This is a genomic window from Sphingobacterium sp. UBA2610, assembly GCF_002339225.1.
GTDB classification, from domain to species: Bacteria; Bacteroidota; Bacteroidia; order Sphingobacteriales; family Sphingobacteriaceae; genus Sphingobacterium; species Sphingobacterium multivorum.
In genome coordinates this window covers 52,464-73,045 of sequence record NZ_DDKA01000022.1, presented here as the reverse complement: position 1 = coordinate 73,045, position 20,582 = coordinate 52,464, and the positions used below count along the sequence as shown (strand labels likewise).

Sequence of the window (20,582 nt, the reverse complement as noted above, 5' to 3'; positions counted from 1 at the left end):
ATAGAAGTTAAACGTATAAAAAAGAACATCATGAAACGTATCCTCCTGTTAACTGACTTTTCAGAAAATGCTCTTCTGGCAGCACAACAAGTAGCCCTATGTACAGAAGCCTGGAAAACGCAAAAGGTTATTATCTACCATACGTACAACAGTGTTACCATTGTCAATAACGAACCTATAGTCATTGTTAATGATGAGGTAAAAGAGGCCAAAGAGAAAGAACTGACAGCATGGTTTGACCAAATTAGATTATTGTTCCCTCCACAAGTGGAACTAACACATCAGATGGAAGATGTTGATCTGCCATTGGGAGTCAATGACATGTGTAAATCGCACGACATTGACCTTGTCGCATTGGGTATCACCGGACAAACAGGTTTTGCTAAGATCTTGGTCGGAAGTAATGCTATTACACTGATGGACATCTGCATTAAGCCCATGCTTATCGTTTCCCATAAGGTAAATCCTGCCGTCCCCAAAAATGTGTTGGCTACAACCGATCTGAAGGAGGTAGACAGAAAGCTGGATTTATTCAATTTAGATCAGGTGTTAGATACGTTCAATGCACAATTGTATGTGTTGAATGTTGCTAAAAAAGAAGGTTCAGCCGCAGACTTGGCACAGGAATTAAAGCACCTCCATGAACGCCTAGATAAATATCATCCGATTTATGACTATATCAGCCATGATGATATTGCACTAGGTATTGAAGAATATGCAAAAGAGAAACATATTGATCTCATACTTTCATTCCATAAAAAGCAAGGACTATTAGCGAGCCTATTCAAAACAAGCATTTCTAAAAAAATAGCCTGGAATGGCTCGGCCAACTTACTGGTTATTCCCATGGATAGATCGTAGAAATCTGTGCTTTGTACATATCCACAGCGATGGACTCCTTGTCCAATAGAAACAAATTATACGACAAAAACGCCGCAATGTATGCTAAATTGCGGCGTTTTTGTCGTATCGTTGTTCCTCCGGGAAATCTCTTCCCGAGAAATCTCTTATTTCTTGTCAACCGAATGTTTACCCGGCCCAATAAGGATAAGTCCTAAAAACACAAAGCAAAGCTCAATCGCATGTGATGCACCAGCGATACCATCTCCTTTAGAAAGATGCATTAATCCAGCGATGACCATCGTAAATGCAAGCAATAATGCCGCTGGTCGGAAAAAGAGCCCCAGCAGTAAAAATAGCCCCCCAACAGTTTCGGTAGCAGCTGCCATAAAGCCCCAAAAAGTAGGCATAAAATGAATACCAATATTACCCATTGATTTTCCGACACCTGCCCAGAGCTCAGGACCGCCCTGCAATTTGGGCAGACCATGCATGATCATCATCACCCCAAGTCCAACACGCAAGACCAAAAGTCCCGTATCCCTATATTTACCCAATGAATTCCAAATTGCCATAAAAAACGTTTAATTTATTAAAACTTGAATTACCGATCTCCCTAAATTAATGAAATTATTTAAATTGAACAGCTCACCGTACTCACCATAATAAATAAAGCTATTGCATTTATAATACTTAATGCGTAATTTGATGACGATAGACCCGATTATAATGCTTTGGAACGGCTAAGACAGCGTAAAAGACCTTAGCCACGGATTATGGATCAACAAATAACTAAAGGATGAAAAACCTACTCTTGTTAACAGACTTTTCGGACAATGCCTATGCTGCTGCTCGATATGCCGCACAATTAGCTCAACTTTGGGGCATTGAAAAGGTTGTCCTATACCACACATACGAAGTAATCCCTACCGTAGGTACTGAACCTGTTGTCATCAGTAATTCAGAAATCTTGGAAGAAAAACAAAAGGACCTTAATACCTGGCAACAGGAACTGATGTTGCTTTTTCCTGAGGGCATTGCCTGGAAATCAGTTCTTGAAGAATATGAACTGAGCTATGGCGTAAATCGTACCTGTGCTGAGGAGGACATTGACCTTGTTATCGTCGGAACTGCAGGTAAAAGCGGCCTAAAGAAACTGCTTCTTGGAAGCAATACCCTCAAGCTGATCGAAAATTGTCACACACCATTACTGGTGGTCCCCGCACGGGCAGAGTTTAGGGTACCCAAAAAGATGTTGATCGCCACCAATCTCAAAGAAGTCAAACTAAAATTAAACCGTCTCCTGGTGAATGCGTCGGAAGTATTACGTAAAAGTGAGGTCTATGTCGTACATGTGACTAAAGAAGATCCTGCAAATAAAGCGGTAAATGCCGAAATAACGATCATGCAGGACTTATTGGCTCCTTATCATCCCATCTATAGCTATATCCTCCATGCGGACATTGCTTCAGGGATCAACCAATACATCAATGAAAACCATATCGACATGATGGTCACTTTCCATCGGGACAAGGGTCTATTAAGCCGAATTTTCAATACGAGTATTGCGCAAAAAATGGCCTGGAAGAGTCAGGCTGCCATGATGGTCATTCCGGTACACTCAGGTTAATCAAGATATATGATCGGGCAGAATTCTGTTCAGCGGCTTACAAATAAGTTAACTGAACAGAATTCTCCGTGGTTTTCAGCGCTACCTTTCGCCCCAATACAAGGGCATGATTGTCATCAATATGCCCTGCTGGATAAGCAAATGCTACGGGGAAATCGTACTCTTTGACTTTATCCCATACAATTTCCGCTACACTTTGCCCAAAAGCTGGATCGTTGTCTTTCATGGCAGAGAAGCCACCGACAATCAGACCATTTAATTTTTTTAGTTTTCCAGCACGTTTCAATGCCCAGAGCATTCTGTCTATGGAATAATAAGCCTCACCTACATCTTCAATAAATAATATTTTATTCTTGTAATTGACATCCGAATCGGACGCAAGTACAGACAGTAAGATCGCCAGATTTCCACCCACCAGTTTTCCTTCTCCCTCGCCTGCACGATTGGGGAATAGGGCTTGCTCATAGGCAAAGTCCATACGATGACCGAACAATGCATTTTGTAAGGTTGCTAAAGAAGCTTTAGTCCCCGTTTCGAAAGACTTGGGCATCTGTCCATGTATGGTCGCAATTTTATAGTTCCGTTGAATATGGCTATGCAATACGGTTATATCACTAAAACCCACCAACCACTTGGGATTTTTTTCAAAGTTTGAAAAATCGATTTCGTCGACAATACGAACACAGCCGTAACCTCCACGCGCCGCAAAAACAGCTTTAATCGACGGGTCATCCAGCGCCCACTGCAGATCGGCGGTGCGTAAATTGTCATCTCCGGCAAACTGATGAAACGATGCCCCAACAGTCTTACCAATGACAACCTCCAGCCCCCAACTCTCTAATGTTTTTATGCCAACATCAATAGATCCACGTATAAAACTCGCAGGACAAACAATAGCGACTTTATCGCCTTCTTTCAGAAAATCAGGAATTTTGGACATATTTTTTTATCGCTAATGATCAAACAAAACCTTCATGGCTTCGAAGACACCAACCGCTATGCAAGCGAACTGAAGAATCTTTCTGGCCAATAACATCAAACACTTTCAAAAAAAAGGACCTCTACATTGCAAAGTCCGATTAGAAATATACTTGATATATGGTGCTTATATGTACAAATAAACGTAAATTTATCTAAGTTTTCTACCGCTATGTTGAATAATATTTCTACGATAACAAGAGGTTAAATAGCAGCGTATTTTAATCAAGTTGCCGTAATCGTAGAAATTAGCCAAAACAAGAATTCAAGAATAAATTGTTAGATATGGCACGCATTTATATTGCATATAAACAGCAATTTATCTAAGTTTGCCAAAGGAAACAAGTACACACTTTAATATACTTTCAAGCATTGAGTATTCTAGATAAAAAACGTTATACCATCACATCGGCATTACCTTATGCCAATGGTCCTTTACATATTGGACACCTTGCCGGAGCTTATATCCCAGGGGATATCTTTGTCCGTTATCTGCGTCTAAATCAAAAAGATGTAGTCTATGTATGTGGTTCAGATGAGCATGGTGCGGCGATTACCATCCGTGCAAAAAAAGAGGGCATCACCCCACAGCAGATCATTGACAAATACAATAAACAAATCAAAGAAAGCTTTGAAGAGTTTGGTATCTCTTTCGATATCTATCACCGTACATCGGAGCCTATACATCACCAGTTATCGCAGGATTTCTTCTTGAACCTTTACAACAAAGGTGAATTTGTCGAGAAATTTTCGGAGCAGTATTACGATGAGGAATACCATCAGTTTTTGGCTGACCGCTATATTACGGGAACTTGTCCAAATTGTAAGTCTGAAGGCGCCTATGGGGACCAATGTGAAAAATGTGGGACATCACTTAGCCCAACAGATCTGATCAACCCAATTTCAACATTGAGCGGAAAAACGCCAGTTTTGAAAGAAACGAAACATTGGTATCTACCTTTGGATAAATACCAGCCTTGGCTTGAAAAATGGCTGATCGAAGGAAAGAAAAATATCCTGAAGTCCAACGTTTTTGGCCAATGTCAATCTTGGCTTAAATCCGGTTTACAGCCGCGTTCAATGACAAGAGATCTGGATTGGGGCGTCGATGTACCTTTGGCTGAAGCAGCGGGTAAAAAACTATATGTTTGGTTAGATGCGCCTATCGGTTATATCTCAGCAACAAAACAGTGGGCTTTAGACCATGGTAAAAACTGGGAAGACTATTGGAAAACCCATGAAAACCCAGCAGACGATTCTACGCTGATCCATTTTATTGGAAAAGATAATATTGTTTTCCACTGTATTATTTTCCCGGCGATTCTTCATGCACACGGCGACTATATTTTACCAGAAAATATTCCCGCCAACGAATTCCTTAACCTGGAGGGCGATAAGCTGTCCACGTCCAGAAACCATGCGGTTTGGTTACATGAATACCTACAGGAATTTCCTGATAAGCAGGATGAATTGCGCTATGTATTGACAGCCATATTACCGGAAACTTCGGATGCCGAGTTTACCTGGAAAGATTTCCAAGCTCGGATCAACAATGAGCTCGTTGCTATTTTTGGAAACTTTGTCAACCGTGTCTTGGTACTTTCTCACAAATATTTTGATGGCAAGGTATTGAACGGTTCGCCACTAACAGCTGTAGACCAAGCGGTACTGGATGAATTAAAAACATACCCTACTTCGATCAAATCGTCTTTGGAGCAATTCCGCTTCCGTGAGGCATTGGCAGAATTTATGAATGTCGCTCGTCTCGGCAATAAATACCTTGCCGATGAAGAGCCATGGAAAATCATTAAAACAGATGAGGAACGTGTCAAAACAATCCTAAATGTAGCGGCACAGATCGTTGCCAATCTTGCCGTTCTTGCACAGCCCTTTTTACCGAAAACAGCGATCAAATTATTTGAAATGCTTAATTTCCCTCAAGGAAACTGGAACGACGCAGGTTCAGATGCTTTGATCAAAACTGGACACCAACTGGGTGAAGTGCAATTGTTATTTGACAAAATAACCGATGAACAAGTCGACTTCCAACTAAACAAACTTGCTGAAGCAAAAGCAAAAAATCTAGCTGATAATGCAAAAGTTGCTCCTGCGAAAGAAAACATCAGCTTCGATGATTTTGTTAAAATGGATATCCGCGTTGGAACTATTGCAGCTGCTGAAAAAGTTGCCAAAACCAAGAAATTGTTAAAATTGACGATAGACACCGGCTTAGATACACGCACAGTCGTTTCGGGTATCGCAGAGTTCTTCAGTCCTGAGGAAATCGTAGGCCGTCAGGTATCTATTTTGGTCAACCTTGAACCTCGTGAAATCAAAGGAATTATGTCACAAGGAATGATCCTGATGGCAGAAGATGCTGACGGTCGATTGGATTTTGTCAAACCGGATACAACAATTAAAGTAGGAAGTACGGTACGTTAATATAAAACCCGCATTTCTTTTATACAAAAAGCCTGTTCGTATGAACAGGCTTTTTTATCATCTCGACGGGACAAGAACGGTATAAGATTATCCCCTAAAAGAGTATACTCTGCAGTCGTTTTTTAAAGGCCTTCTCATCCATATAGTCATAGACGGTATCTTTCAGCTTCTTTATGATCTCCGCTCTGGATTCCGCAACGACCTTTTTCTTTTTGGTCAGCACATTGGAAAATGCTGTATTGGTAATCTCCACCTTTGTGGCAAACATATTGACATTCATGCTCGGGATAGATATCCCCATTACCAGACCTGGGAGCCCATGGATAAGCTCTGGACCACCCGAGATAGGAATTTGTCCCGCAAAAAAAGCTACTACATAGACCGAATCTTGAATAATTCCATTGGCTCTCCGACAATCATATCCCGCAATATTTCGGTATTCATCCGTATATTTCCATTTAACCGCAGGCAAAGAATCTTTGAGCAACAACTGCTCATCTCCAAAAGGGAGCAACTTTGAAAACTCCTGATTCTGGAAATTAATATAGGTTTTTGAATCGGGAAGAATAGAATTATAGTAAGTCACATTACGATAATTCGCAGGATAATCCTCCTGCACGGTTTCAAACAGGGTTTCATTATCGTAAAATTTCAAAATATGGTGGGTCACCACCTCAGTGGGCCCATTTTTCACGGCATTATCGACCATCAGCTTATCCCAGGTATCTAAATCGGGCTTGCTGAGATAATTACGCTTTAAGAAATTCTGCACATGGAACTTCCGTTCATAGGTGACCGTTCCGCTGCTCGGAAAATAAGCATGTTGTGCATGGGCTGTACCCGCGCACAGCAATAATACCCAAACCATCAACTTGATATACTTACTCATTTGGCATCTCCTTTCATTGTTGTAAAATTGTAGATTACTTTTAGCATTCCATACCGGCGCAATACGTCGTTGCTGGTCTGGATAAATGAAGTTCCATTCTGATAACGATACACTCCATTATTTTTGTTCAAAATATCATTGACAAATACCTGTACCTCCAAGGACTTATCTTTCAATAATTTCTTGGAAACATAACCATTCATATTAATGATATTAATGGATTCAAGCGTTTTTGTAGCGGCCTGATAATTCTGGTTTGTCGACAGGGAAATTTTAAAGTCTTTTGGTAAATAATAGGTAATCTCCGAGAACGTCCTGAATTTAAAAGTCGTCCGGTTCAACTCAGGCTGCAGATAGGAATTCATCTGCTCCGCACCAGGACTCATGGAGATGTAAAAATCCATCTTATTTGCTTTATATCGGCTAAAACCAATACTTGGTGCTACACTCCATGTCTGATTTCTATTGAGCTTTGGCTCTTCATTGAAGGAGGATAAGTAGCTAAATTGGCTGTTATACTGCGCATTCATGCCAAGATTCATTTTTAATCCCCATTTTTTCTTCAATACAAAACTGTATCCTCCACCACCATACATACGCCAATTGTCTTTATCAATATTGACGTAGGAAATTTGCTGCGTACCTTTATCTAGATCATAGCGCACGCTATTGTTGATACTTTTCTTTCCTTGATCTGCACTCACATAAAAATAGATACTCTGATCCTTTAACTGCTTGTAGTTATTGAAATTAACTGAATAGGAGTTATCAAAGCCAGCTTTCAGATCTGGATTATCCAAATACTCGACGAGTGGCTGGGAATTTTGTTTCAACGGCTCTATTTGCGTCAACGAAGGTTGGCTCGTGCGGCCGCTGTAGCGGAAGCTTACATTTTTGCTTTTCGAGATTTTGTAGTTGATGGAAAGATTTGGAGCAACAGATGTCTGGTTCCGCTGCAGTATTGTATTCAGGTTGTTATAGGTTCTCTTGACCTGCTCAAAATCAACTCGATTGCTCAAATTTACTGTTAATGTATTCGACTTGTAATTCAAGGAGGCGTTGACACCATTTTTTAAACTGTTAAAATCAAAATCGTTGAGCAGGTTTTGGTCCAATACCGTATATTTTCCTGTAGCCGGATCTTTATCAAATGACTGATTGAGTGTTTCCGATTTATTTTGATTGAATGCATAACCTATTGCAGCGGTCAGCCTTTTAGAAAGCGGCTCCGAATAGGTTACTGAAGCACCGTAGGTATTATTCGCCAGCTTATCATTTTTATATTGATCGATCAAGGTTGTATCTCCGGAACTTTGGAAGAAGTTTTCCGAAAAATACTGTGTTTTGTTGCGATTTTGGTCTGCATTCGCATTGACATTGAAAGTAATGGAACGGCGGTCCTTTTTGAAACGACGTGTAAGCATCGCATTTATATTAAATCGATCCTGATCGTTATTTAAATCTGTCCTGGATGAAGTCCGTGTAATCAATGTGCCATCCAATTTACGTTGATCTGCTTCGGAATTGGATAAATTGTCACGGCTAGATTTGGTAAAGCCCATGGTGACAGTAAGGTCAGCAAGCGAATCAAGCTTATAGTCATACCGTAGATTTGCAATATTTGCCTGTGTTTCTGTTTCAGATGTGGTCACATTATTATCTACCTGTGCGCGTTCAGGAAGGTTATTCTGTGCGTTGTATGTACTTGTATTGTTGACATTGATCTGGTTCCGCTTGAAATTGACATTGATCTTATGCTTATCATCTTTGGACTTATCCGAATAGCTTGCTCCCATGTTGACAGCCTTAGGCACGCCACCGCCATAGTATTTACCGTCCCATCCCCCATCAGAACCATCACCACCAGAGGAAATCATAATGCCTCCGCCCTCCATCATCTGCACATTGCTACTTCCGCCCACACCATATTTTTGGCTATCTTCAAACCCTAATCCGACCATTCCATCATTGGCGAGAATGCCATAAGCTGCAATTTTCTGCGATCCCTTAAACTTATTGAGCATGACTTTTCCGCCATAATATTTATCTGTACCAGCTCCCGCAACAGCTTGGCCGAACATTCCTTTTTTCTTATCTTCTTTGAGCTTAATATCAATTGTCTGCGTTCGTTCGCCATCATCTACTCCGGTACGTACAGCAAGATCTGATTTCTTCTCATACACTTGTACCTTGCTAACCATATCTGACCGAATATTCTTGGTAATCAGGGTTGGATCATCACCAAAAAACTCTTCCCCATCAAGCAATACCTTTTTGACTTCCTTGCCCTGAGCAATGATCTTGCCTGATCCATCCATCGTAATACCCGGCAAGACCTTCAATAGGTCCTCTACTTTAGCATCTTTCTCTACTTTAAAACTAGCGGCATCGTATTCGATGGTGTCGCCTTTAATAACCACAGGAATTTTGCCATTCACCTGAACCTCCTCCAATAGTAGCGCTGCTTTGGATAGCTTTACAATACCAATATCTAGATCCTCGGCGGCCACATGGATATCTTTTACCAAGTCAGCATACTGCGGATAGGAAACCACCATTTTATAGGTACCGGTGTCGAGATTCGCAATTTGGAATGTTCCATTTTCTTTCGTCCGACCGAATTTAACCAAAATCGAATCTTTGGGACTGAGCAGCGCGATTGAAGCCTGGTGTAGTTTTGCAAGATCTTTGATATCGGCCACCGATCCCACAAGTTTATGTTGTGCATAGGACTTGGAACTCAGGACGGATAATAAAAGAAACAAAACTAGGGAATAGGTTAGTTTCATAAAATTTCGTTTATATATTGTCGAGGTAAATATATAAATGTTGCTACGGAAAATTCGTAAAATAATGTTAAATAATTATATAATTAATAAATTAAGCTTACACCCCTCAAACAAAATACGGTAATGCACTTTATACCAATAACTTTACCGCATAAAAAAAGAGGCGTAACTTATTTGTTACGCCTCCAGTCTAAATAGAAAAATATATTTATTTCCTTTAATCTACATTTAGGTTCAATTCTTTTTCCTTATTGATTAAATGGGCAATACTTGTATCATTTAAAATCTGCAACATGGCATTTCTCACCTCGACAAAAGTATCGCGTATGCCACAGGCATGCTCTTGTGTACACTCTTCGCAGGAGCGGTAGAAGTTCAAGCTCACGCAGGGTAGCAAGGCTATGGGGCCATCAATTAGGCGCATCACCTGCGATAAAAAAACATCTTCGGGAGCCTTATTGAGGCTATAACCACCTCCAGCACCTTTTTTGCTATAGAGAATTCCGGCATTTCGCATTTCAAGTAGAATTTGTTCCAAGAATTTTTTTGGAATATTCTCCTCCTGCGCAATCTTCAAGATTTGCATCGGCTCATTACCGTAATTACGACCAAGCACCATCAGTGCCTTTATTGCATATTTTGTCTTTTTGGACAGCATAATTTGTTAACCCCCTGTTGAATTGCAAATTTACGTTTTTTATTCAATAGAATAAAACCTTCATGATTTCACGCATGCAGCAACAGTTTCCTTATTGCCCCAATACCGCCGTGATCGGTTTTCCGATGCTACCATTGGGCTCAGTAATGTGGAGTAGTGAAGAAATTGTCGGTGCAATATCAACAATATGTACCTCTGTATTAGATACACCCGGTTTAATTCCCCAACCCATAAATACCAAAGGAATATGGGAATCATAGCCAGACCAGGTACCATGTGTTGTCCCGGTGGAGCGCGGTGTGCCGTCATACCATTGTGGCTCACAAACGATCTGAATAGCACCACTACGTTTAAAGTTGTAACCGTTGATCATTTTTTCGCGAATAGGCGCCGGGATCATCAGACTTTCCCCTTTTTCCATATCAGCAACATACGCGACACCTTCGGTATGGCGAAGTTCACGAATGATGGTCTCTTTTATTTTATCACGATCCAAGTTCAACGAATCAATCAATTGATTATTTAAGTGCACCTGGTAGTTCATCATGCTTTTAACAAGCTTCTCCTGTCCAAATTTTTCTTTAAGGGTTTTGTTAAGTCCTGTGATAATCTGACGAGAATAGAAATAACCACCATTTCCTTTCATATCCATAAAGAAACGAGAGTTATAAGAAGCGCCATGATCTGCTGTCAGGAAGAACGTGTAGTTACCCTTGCCCACCGTCTTATCGAGGTAGTTGAAGAAATCGGCAAGCTGTTTATCGAGCTGCAGATAGATATCTTCAATCTCCACTGCTGTCAATGAGTAACGGTGTCCAACGTAGTCTGTTGCAGAAAGACTCACACAAAGGAAGTCGGTATTTTTAGTTGGGTTATTTCCCATCTGCTCATTTTTGATTGCTTCCATAGCCAGATCCAACGTAAACTGATTTCCCATTGGTGTGGTTTTGATTAGCTCATAGCCTTCGTCTTTCATTAGCTTGGAAGTCGCACGCGGCAAAGTCGGTTTTTCTTCACCAGGGTACTTACCTTCATAGATATTATCATCTGCAATACTGTTGGCCGCATAGCTGCTGATATCATACATGGGTTTCCAGTCGCCTTTCAGGTATTTTTCGGCCAATTTTTTCTTGTTGAAGTCTACGACCCATTTTGGCAGTTTATCCATGTAGAAATTAGAGGTGATCCAATCGCCTGATTTAGCTTCAAACCAATACGCTGCATCGGCAAAATGCCCCGCCGGTAGAATACCGCCGCGGTCTTTGATCGCGATACCGATCACTTTGGATTTAAAGTTAGAAGCGAGCTTCAATTGGTCCGTTACGGTCGAGGCAAGTAAATTACGTGGAGACTGCTGTCCCTCCTTGGCTGTAGTACCTACACCAATGACATTATCGTCCTGCGTACAGTACATATTTTTACCCGTCTGTTCTTCAATCCAGTCATTGCCCGCAATACCATGTATGGAAGGAACGGATCCTGTATAGACCGAACTGTGCCCAATGGCTGTGTATGTCGGAATATAATTAATCAATGTATTTTCACAGGAGAATCCTTCTTTCAAAAGTCGTTTGAAACCATCATTTCCATATCGATCTGCAAAGCGATATAAATAATCCCAACGCATTTGATCCACCATCAGGCCGACAACCAATTTTGGTCTTTCCGGTTGTTGCGCCATGGACGAAAGCGCCGCTATTCCAAGGACGACACTTAAAAAAAATCTTTTAATCATAATCGTATTAAGTATTGAAATATTAGTTTTTTATTTACTGTATACTATTCTATCAGACCTTAACAAAAGGAACAATAAAGCGCAACTTATTGGCAGCTCCGTTGCCCTGAGACAGATTACTTCACTTCGCTAAAGTAGGATTTAATCTTTTAAATGTGTCTTTAAAAATTGACCTGTATAAGAATCTTTACAATGAATAAGTTCTTCAGGAAGTCCCGCAAAGACGAGCTTTCCACCTTTATTACCGCCCTCAGGACCAATATCGATTACCCAATCTGCCGATTTGATCATATCCATATTATGCTCGATCACTAATATACTGTTCCCTAAGGCAATCAGTGCATCAAATGATTTCAATAACTTTTTAATATCCTGAAAGTGTAAGCCTGTTGTTGGCTCATCAAAGATAAAAAGTGTCTTCTTGCTATTATTTCCCTTAATGAGGAAGGAGGCGAGTTTAATCCGCTGTGCTTCACCGCCAGACAATGTACTTGACGATTGCCCGAGCTTAACGTAGCCTAGTCCAACGTCCTGTAAAGGCTGCAATTTCGCTAATATTTTAGGCTGGTCTGCAAAGAATACGATCGCTTCATCAACACTCAGCTCGAGAACATCTGCTACCGACTTGTTCTTATAGTGTACATCAAGCACAAACTGTTTAAATCGCTTGCCCCCACAGGCCTCACATGGCAAAACGATATCGGCCATAAATTGCATTTCAATTTTAACTTCACCTTCACCCTGACAGACATCACAACGTCCACCTTCAACATTAAATGAAAATGCCGCAGGTTTCAGTCCAGCAGCTTTGGCTGCTGCCTGGTTGGCATATAAGGCCCTGATTTCATCCCAGGCTTTCACGTAAGTCACCGGGTTGGATCGCGAAGAACGACCGATCGGGTTTTGATCGACCATTTCAACTTGTTCTATATGGGTAATATCCCCCTCGATCGCATCATAGACCCCAGTCTGTTCACCAGAGTAATTGCCTATCGACTTCTGCAATGCTGGGTAAAGGATACGTTTGACCAAGGAGGTCTTACCTGACCCTGAAACACCTGTCACCACAGTAAACGTATTCAATGGAAATTGTACATCAATCCCTTTGAGGTTATTCTCATGCGCTCCTTTAATGGTCACACTATTGGACCATGAGCGGCGCTTTTGGGGTACCTCAATCTGGCTTTTACCACTGAGGTATTGCCCCGTAAGGCTCTTTGTATCTTTCAGAATCTGCTGATATGTACCTGCGAAGACCATTTCGCCGCCATTGATCCCGGCTTCCGGTCCGATATCGATCAGGTAATCAGCCGCCTCCATCATCTCCTGCTCATGCTCGACCACCACAACCGTATTACCAACATCGCGCAGGGATTTCAGCACAGAAATCAGACGCTGTGTATCACGTGGATGAAGTCCAATACTGGGTTCGTCCAACACATAAATAGATCCTACGAGTGAACTTCCTAATGAAGTTGCCAGATTGATCCGCTGTGATTCCCCTCCAGAAAGGGTATTCGATAGCCGGTTCAAGGTCAGGTAACTTAATCCAACATCGCACAAAAATTGCAATCTGTTATTAATTTCAGCAAGAAGTCTTTTGGCAATGACCAGTTCATTACCCACCAGCGGTAGGGTTTTAAAGAATTCCAAGGCTTCCTCAAGCGGCATCAAAACGATATCGGTGATAGACTTGCCCCCTACTTTCACATAAGTCGCATCTTTGCGTAAACGGGTACCGCGGCAATCCGGGCAATCTGTCTTCCCGCGGTAGCGAGACAACATCACCCGGTATTGAATTTTATAGGTCTGAGCTTCGAGCTCTTCAAAAAATTGAGTAAGACCTGCGAAATATTTATTTCCCGTCCACAGCAGCTGTTTCTGCGCCGCAGTCAGGTCCATGTAGGCACGATGTATTGGGAAATCAAATTTCAACGAACTTTTAACAAGCACTTGTAACCACTCGCCCATTTTCTCTCCTCGCCAAGGTGCAATTGCGCCATCGTAGACCGAGCGGCTTTTGTCTGGAATAACAAGATCAGGGTCAATACCAATGATCTTTCCATAGCCCTCACATCGACGACAGGCACCATAGGGGTTATTAAAACTGAAGAAATTTGGTGTAGGTTCTTCAAATGTTATTCCATCAAGTTCAAATTTATGGGAGAAATGATGTCTTTGACCATTTTCTTCCATATAGAGCTCACCCTTACCTTCGAAAAAACCTGTTTGGACAGAGTCAGAAAGTCGATTGACTGTATCATCGTCCTGTTCAACACGGACCCGGTCGACGACAATAAGCACTTCACCATCCTGAAGGTCTTTATTGGCGACGGCCTTATCATCGATAATAGCTTCGATTTTCTGCATGCTATCCCCAAAGACGACACGCACAAAACCTTTCTGTAACAGGAGCGACAGTTCTTCCTTAAGTTTACGTCCATGAGCAGGAATAAGTGGCGCGAGAAGTGTCACCGTTGTCCCCTCTTCCAAATTCAAGGCAAAATCCACCACTGAACTCACACTGTCTTTGGTCACCTCGCGACCAGATACAGGAGAAATTGTCTTGCCGATCCGGGCATACAACAATTTCAGATAATCATAGATCTCAGTGGATGTCCCCACCGTCGAACGGGGGTTGGACGTAATGACGCGTTGCTCAATGGCAATTGCAGGGGCGATACCTTTGATGTAATCCACCTCCGGTTTATTCATCCGTCCCATAAATTGTCTTGCGTACGAAGAAAGACTTTCGACATAACGTCGCTGTCCTTCGGCATAGAGCGTATCAAAAGCTAAGGAGGATTTTCCTGAGCCCGACATTCCAGTGATAACAACTAATTTATTTTTAGGGATATCAACGTCAATATTCTTTAAGTTATTAACTCTTGCGCCCTTTATCTGAATATATTCTTTTGGAGTGTGCTCCACCTGTTTACTCATAATAATCCTTATCTCACACAAAGTTACGTATTCTTGGCTGATTATATTCCTTTGAATTAAAAAGCTATTCGGTTTTCTGCCAGATGATACTTACTGTACCGGGGAGGAAAGAACAAAAAAACGTGATATCTCCCTAAGGCACTGCCAAGGGGAGGATTTAAATCATCAAAAAAAGCCCTCGAACAATGTTCGGGGGCTTTTTTATAGCGCGTTTCGCTATTGACTATTGAAATTTCTTCGCGTTAACTTTACGCTCGTTTTCAGTCAAATAGATTTTACGTAGACGCATTGATTGTGGTGTCACCTCAATATACTCGTCAGCTTGAATATACTCCATACATTCTTCCAATGAGAATTTGATTGCTGGTGCAATACGTACGTTGTCGTCAGAACCAGAAGCACGCATATTTGTCAACTGTTTTCCTTTAGTAACGTTGATCGTTAAATCATTGTCACGGATGTGTTCACCTAGGATTTGTCCTTCATATACATCCACACCTGGATCTACGAAGAAACGACCACGGTCTTGTAACTTATCGATGGAGTATGCTGTTGTTGAACCTGTATCCAAAGAGATCAATACACCAGCCAAACGACCAGGAATTGTACCTTTCCAAGGCTCGTAACCTTTCAAACGGTGTGCCATAACAGCTTCACCAGCTGTTGCTGTCAACACGTTGTTACGTAAACCGATGATACCGCGAGAAGGGATAGAGAACTCAAGATGTTGCATATCTCCTCTAGCTTCCATAATCAACAACTCACCTTTACGTTGGGTCACCAACTCAATTACTTTTCCTGACACATCAGAAGGAACGTCAACAACAAGTTCTTCGATTGGCTCACATTTTTGACCATCAATTTCTTTGATGATAACTTGTGGCTGGCCTACTTGCAATTCATAACCTTCACGACGCATTGTTTCGATCAATACCGACAAGTGAAGGATACCACGTCCGTATACCAACCAAGCATCTGGAGACTCTGTAGGAACGACACGTAGTGCTAAGTTTTTCTCCAACTCTTTTTGTAAACGATCGTAGATGTTACGTGATGTTACCAATTTACCTTCTTTACCGAAGAAAGGAGAGTTATTGATGGTAAACAACATGTTCATTGTTGGTTCATCAATGCTGATAACTTCCAATTGCTCTGGATTTTCAAAATCTGCAATGGTATCACCGATATCGAAACCTTCGATACCTACTACGGCACAGATATCACCTGCATTTACTTCAGGCACTTTGATGCGGCCAAGGCCTTCAAATACCTGTAGTTCTTTTACACGTGATTTCACAACTTTTCCGTCGCGTTTCACCAAAGAAACAGGTTGGTTTTCTTTGATTGTACCACGAGCAACACGACCGATAGCGATACGTCCTACGAACGTCGAATAATCCAATGATGTTACCTGCATTTGCAAAGTACCTTCAGAGACTTCTGGTGCAGGGATATATTTGATGATGGCTTCCAACAAGTCGGTGAAGTCTTCAGTACGATTTTTCCAATCGGTAGACATCCATCCTTGTTTTGAAGAACCGTACAATACTGGGAAGTCCAATTGTTCTTCAGTAGCTCCTAAGTTGAAGAATAAGTCAAAAACATGTTCGTACACTTCATCAGGGCGACAGTTTTCTTTATCGACTTTATTGACAACAACGATAGGTTTGATACCTAAACCTAGCGCTTTACCTGTAACGAAACGTGTTTGAGGCATTGGGCCTTCAAAAGCATCTACCAATAGTACTACACCATCGGCCATCTTCAATACACGTTCAACCTCACCACCGAAATCGGCGTGACCTGGTGTATCGATGATGTTGATTTTAACACCTTTATATGTTACTGATACGTTCTTAGATACAATAGTGATCCCGCGCTCACGCTCTAAATCATTATTGTCTAGGATTAATTCACCAGCATTTTCATTTTCTCTGAATTGATTGGTAAAATATAAAATTTTGTCTACAAGCGTAGTTTTACCGTGGTCGACGTGAGCGATGATCGCAATGTTTCTAATGTTTTGCATTGAGCAAGAATATTTTTATAAAATTTTAGGGTGCAAAGATAAACATTTTGCACCATAAAATTTATAACTATGTGTATTTTATTTAATTACACCTAATTCTTTACCTACTTTGGTAAAGGCGGCGATTGCTTTATCCAGGTGAGCAACTTCGTGTCCTGCCGAAATCTGCACACGGATACGGGCTTTTCCCTGAGGTACAACGGGATAGTAAAAACCGATCACATAAATTCCCTCGTCCAACATCTTGGCTGCGAACTCCTGCGCTAATTTCGCGTCATACAGCATCACAGGCACGATTGGATGGAAACCTGGCTTGATATCAAATCCAGCAGCCGTCATTTTTTCACGGAAATAAGTTGTATTTGACTCCAATTTATCGCGCAATGCAGTTGTCTCACTCAGCATATCTAAAACCGCTACAGAAGCTCCTGCAATTGCTGGTGCCAGGGTATTCGAAAATAGGTATGGACGTGAACGCTGACGTAACAAATCGATGATTTCTTTTTTACCGGAAGTAAAACCACCGGAAGCACCACCTAGCGCCTTACCCAACGTACCTGTAATAATATCTACACGATCAATTACATTGAAAAGCTCGTGCGTACCACGTCCAGTTGCACCGATAAATCCTGTACAATGCGATTCATCGATCATCACTAGCGCCTGGTATTTATCGGCTAGATCACAGATCTGGTCCAATGGAGCTACAGATCCATCCATCGAAAACGCGCCATCTGTAACAATGATTTTATGCCGAGCACCGGATGCAGCCTGCAATTGCGCTTCCAGATCAGCCATATCCGCATTTTTATAACGGAAACGTTGTGCTTTACATAAACGAACACCATCTATGATAGAAGCATGATTTAATTCGTCTGAAATGATGGCATCTTCGGCACCAAATAATGGCTCAAACACACCACCATTAGCGTCGAATGCTGCCGCATATAAAATAGTATCTTCTGTTCCGAGGAACGTAGAAATTTTTGCTTCTAATTCTTTATGCACATCTTGGGTACCACAGATGAAACGTACGGAAGACATTCCATAACCATGTGTATCAATCGCTTTCTTAGCAGCTTCGATTACTTTTGGATGTGAAGAAAGTCCCAAATAATTGTTCGCACAAAAATTGACAACTTCTTGTCCTGTACTCACTTTGATGTCTGCTCCTTGGGGAGTAACGATCACTCGCTCTTGTTTATACAATCCCGCTTCTTTGATTGCTTCCAATTCCTTTTCTAAAACTGGTTGTAATGTATTGTACATAATTCGATTTTATTTTTTTATACAATATTACAGTTTTTTCATTGGAATAAGTTGCTTTACCTTTCGAGACAAGGGCTATTCACGGAGAATTCACCCCAAATCAATGATTTGGTAACATTAAACCGATTGCATAAAATTCCTTTTTTCAATCGATCTACTTTTCCTCTTGCTTTGATAGCGACCAGCTGGGCGACAAGCCCTAGACATCTTCGTCCTGCAAGCAGGGTAAATGTAAAAATAGAGCGATAGGGGGGGCAATGTAAATTACTCGTAACGAAGCGCGTCGACTGGATCCAGTTTAGATGCTTTTGAGGCCGGGTAATAGCCCGATAACATACCGACTAGTCCACATACCGCGAAACCCAAAATAATCGCTCCCCAAGGTATAATAAAAGATGTGCCGAGCTGCAGCGCCAGAATATTACCAATCAAGATACCAATAAAGATCCCGGCGACACCTCCAATCATACAGATCACAATGGCTTCCATCAGAAATTGTTTACGTATAACACTCGGTGTTGCACCGATTGCCTTACGAATACCGATCTCTCGTGTACGTTCTGTGACCGAAACTAACATGATGTTCATCAATCCGATTGAAGCTCCCACAAGGGTTATAAAAGCGATCACCACTGCTCCCAAAGTAACCATGGCCATATTTTGCATCAGCATCTGGGCAACCGCATCGGATTTGGTGATTTCGAAATCATTGGACTGCCGTGATGCCAATCCGCGAATATTTCGAAATACGATGGTAGCTTCGCCGATTGCGGCTTCCAATCGCATGGGGTCATTGGAAGAAACAGTGATCACATAGGAAGGCTCGGTACCCTGCATCACTGCCCTGGCCTTGATCAGGGGAATAAAGCAGGCCCTATCCCCGCCCATCCCGGCAGAGGAACCTTTACTTTTTAAGACTCCTATCACCAAATAGCGGATATTGTTAACAGTAATAAACTGCCCTATTGGATCAATAATTTCGTTGAATAGCATTTTACTCACTTCACTACCGATGATGATCACGCCACTACCTGTTTCAACCTCCCGCGTAGAAAAATTACGGCCTTCGCTAACAACATACCCTGATGTCTGCAGATAATTTTCATCTGTCCCGATCAGGCCGATATTGGGGTTTGTCTTTTTGGATTGATATTTTGCGGTCGTATTCCAACTCACATTGGCACTGATTGATGTCAACGCATTAAAGTGAAAATCCTGTCTGAATCTTGCAGATTGTGCATAGGTAATATTAGCAAAGACTTTTGAGCGAGTCCCTTCATTACCGATCCGGACATTTAATCCCCGGTTGCGTATGTTGAAGGAATTTGATCCCATGGATGAAAAGGAATCTGTTAGCGAGTTTTTCATGGCATCAATCGAGGTCAATACTCCTATTAATGCCATCATCCCTATGGCAATGATCAGTGCTGTCAAAAATGTCCGCAGCTTATTCCCTACAATGGACTGTAGTGCAAGCTTGACATTTTCAACATAAGACATTTTTACGGCCATAGAGCTGGTATTTATAATTTGTAGGGATGAAAATACTGTAATTCCAGCACAAAACCAAAAAGGCAATTTACTTCCAAGAAATAAATTGCCTTTTGGATGGAATCTGACCTATCCATGCAAGCGGATTATGTTGATTTTGTGGCCATTTTCTGTCTTAATTAATTCTTTTCAATGTCTCGGTGCGTCCAAGCAAGCTCACACCAACATAGCCCCTGATATCAAGCTTATCTCCTTTTAAGGTCATCTTGCAGCTATACGTTTTGCCCGATTTCGGATCGTAGATCTTGCCATCAACATAAGTATTGCCATCTTTATCAAAATTGGTCAAGATTTCGAGTCCTTGCACATTTCTGCCCTGCAATGCTTTATCTGGGTTTTTTATATCTTTCTTAGGCTGACCGGCTTCATTATTTGGAAATTTCAGCCAATAGAGTTTTCCAAAAAACTTATCGCCTTTCTTGTAAATTTCAACACGACCTTCGCCGCTTGGGTTTTCCCACTTTCCGATGATGGGATCGGTCTGCGCAAATAATGCCACTGTAGTAAGCAGCATTATGAATGACATCATAATTTTCTTCATGGGTCTATTATTTTATGAACTTAATTCTTTCAATTTCCCCGCTATTGGCGATCCGATCGCTTGTTTAAACGACTTAAGTACGTCTTTCAATTCTTTTCCACCATCGGCAATCGTCATACATAACACGCATAATCGTTGATGACCATACGGCTATAGCATGCATAGCTTCTGAATAAATATACAAAATATTTACTATGCTTGCATATATTTTTTATTCCAGTATTGCTATTGATCAAACAGCCCTGCTTACTAATACCAGTTAACGGTCCATCCATCCATCCATCCATC

At 41.4% G+C, this 20,582-nt stretch carries 14 protein-coding genes; 3 read left to right on the top strand and 11 right to left on the bottom strand.

Features of this window, described 5'->3' with window-relative positions:
* Positions 1–30: 30 nt before the first annotated feature.
* Positions 31–861 (top strand): universal stress protein, encoded by an 831-nt coding sequence (locus B4Z47_RS15575; RefSeq protein ID WP_286727539.1) that lies wholly within the window; start codon positions 31–33, stop codon positions 859–861.
* Between the two features lie 146 nt (positions 862–1,007).
* On the opposite strand, the gene B4Z47_RS15570 is transcribed toward B4Z47_RS15575, so the two are convergent.
* Positions 1,008–1,415 carry a DoxX family protein gene (locus B4Z47_RS15570; RefSeq protein WP_112375279.1) on the bottom strand — a complete coding sequence of 136 codons (408 nt, stop codon included), beginning with the start codon at positions 1,413–1,415 and terminating at the stop codon, positions 1,008–1,010.
* A gap of 224 nt (positions 1,416–1,639) precedes the next feature.
* Between B4Z47_RS15570 and B4Z47_RS15565 the strand changes: the two genes are divergently transcribed.
* Positions 1,640–2,470, top strand: a complete 831-nt coding sequence (locus B4Z47_RS15565; protein WP_286727538.1) for a universal stress protein — start codon at positions 1,640–1,642, stop codon at positions 2,468–2,470.
* A 37-nt stretch (positions 2,471–2,507) separates the two neighbouring features.
* On the opposite strand, the gene B4Z47_RS15560 is transcribed toward B4Z47_RS15565, so the two are convergent.
* Complete coding sequence (locus B4Z47_RS15560) at positions 2,508–3,410, bottom strand: S66 peptidase family protein (RefSeq protein ID WP_286727537.1); 903 nt, start codon at positions 3,408–3,410, stop codon at positions 2,508–2,510.
* A 410-nt stretch (positions 3,411–3,820) separates the two neighbouring features.
* Between B4Z47_RS15560 and metG the strand changes: the two genes are divergently transcribed.
* The gene (gene metG / locus B4Z47_RS15555) at positions 3,821–5,890 is read left to right on the top strand and encodes a methionine--tRNA ligase (RefSeq protein ID WP_286727536.1); all 2,070 of its coding nucleotides are present in this window, start codon (positions 3,821–3,823) and stop codon (positions 5,888–5,890) included.
* Between the two features lie 94 nt (positions 5,891–5,984).
* Here metG and B4Z47_RS15550 read toward each other — a convergent pair whose 3' ends face one another.
* The 9 genes from B4Z47_RS15550 to B4Z47_RS15510 all read right to left on the bottom strand — a co-directional run bounded on the left by B4Z47_RS15550 (position 5,985) and on the right by B4Z47_RS15510 (position 20,294).
* A complete protein-coding gene (locus B4Z47_RS15550) occupies positions 5,985–6,779 on the bottom strand; it encodes a GLPGLI family protein (protein WP_286727535.1) in 795 nt (264 codons plus the stop codon).
* The gene (locus B4Z47_RS15545) at positions 6,776–9,568 is read right to left on the bottom strand and encodes an outer membrane beta-barrel protein (protein ID WP_286727534.1); all 2,793 of its coding nucleotides are present in this window, start codon (positions 9,566–9,568) and stop codon (positions 6,776–6,778) included. Before B4Z47_RS15545 ends, B4Z47_RS15550 begins: the two co-directional genes overlap by 4 nt.
* Positions 9,569–9,785: 217 nt before the next feature.
* On the bottom strand, positions 9,786–10,226 hold the full coding sequence (locus tag B4Z47_RS15540; RefSeq protein WP_070565866.1) for an RrF2 family transcriptional regulator: 441 nt from the start codon (positions 10,224–10,226) through the stop codon (positions 9,786–9,788).
* Positions 10,227–10,317: 91 nt separating this feature from the next.
* Positions 10,318–11,961, bottom strand: coding sequence for an alkaline phosphatase PafA (gene pafA / locus B4Z47_RS15535; RefSeq protein ID WP_286727533.1), 1,644 nt, complete (start codon positions 11,959–11,961; stop codon positions 10,318–10,320).
* A 141-nt stretch (positions 11,962–12,102) separates the two neighbouring features.
* Positions 12,103–14,904 carry an excinuclease ABC subunit UvrA gene (gene uvrA / locus B4Z47_RS15530; RefSeq protein ID WP_286727532.1) on the bottom strand — a complete coding sequence of 934 codons (2,802 nt, stop codon included), beginning with the start codon at positions 14,902–14,904 and terminating at the stop codon, positions 12,103–12,105.
* Positions 14,905–15,127: 223 nt separating this feature from the next.
* Positions 15,128–16,933 (bottom strand): translational GTPase TypA, encoded by a 1,806-nt coding sequence (gene typA / locus B4Z47_RS15525; protein WP_286727531.1) that lies wholly within the window; start codon positions 16,931–16,933, stop codon positions 15,128–15,130.
* Positions 16,934–17,011: 78 nt separating this feature from the next.
* Complete coding sequence (gene kbl, locus B4Z47_RS15520; protein WP_286727530.1) at positions 17,012–18,202, bottom strand: glycine C-acetyltransferase; 1,191 nt, start codon at positions 18,200–18,202, stop codon at positions 17,012–17,014.
* Between the two features lie 264 nt (positions 18,203–18,466).
* Positions 18,467–19,714 (bottom strand): ABC transporter permease, encoded by a 1,248-nt coding sequence (locus B4Z47_RS15515; RefSeq protein ID WP_088159803.1) that lies wholly within the window; start codon positions 19,712–19,714, stop codon positions 18,467–18,469.
* Between the two features lie 154 nt (positions 19,715–19,868).
* A complete protein-coding gene (locus B4Z47_RS15510; protein WP_286727529.1) occupies positions 19,869–20,294 on the bottom strand; it encodes a DUF2147 domain-containing protein in 426 nt (141 codons plus the stop codon).
* Positions 20,295–20,582 lie beyond the last annotated feature (288 nt).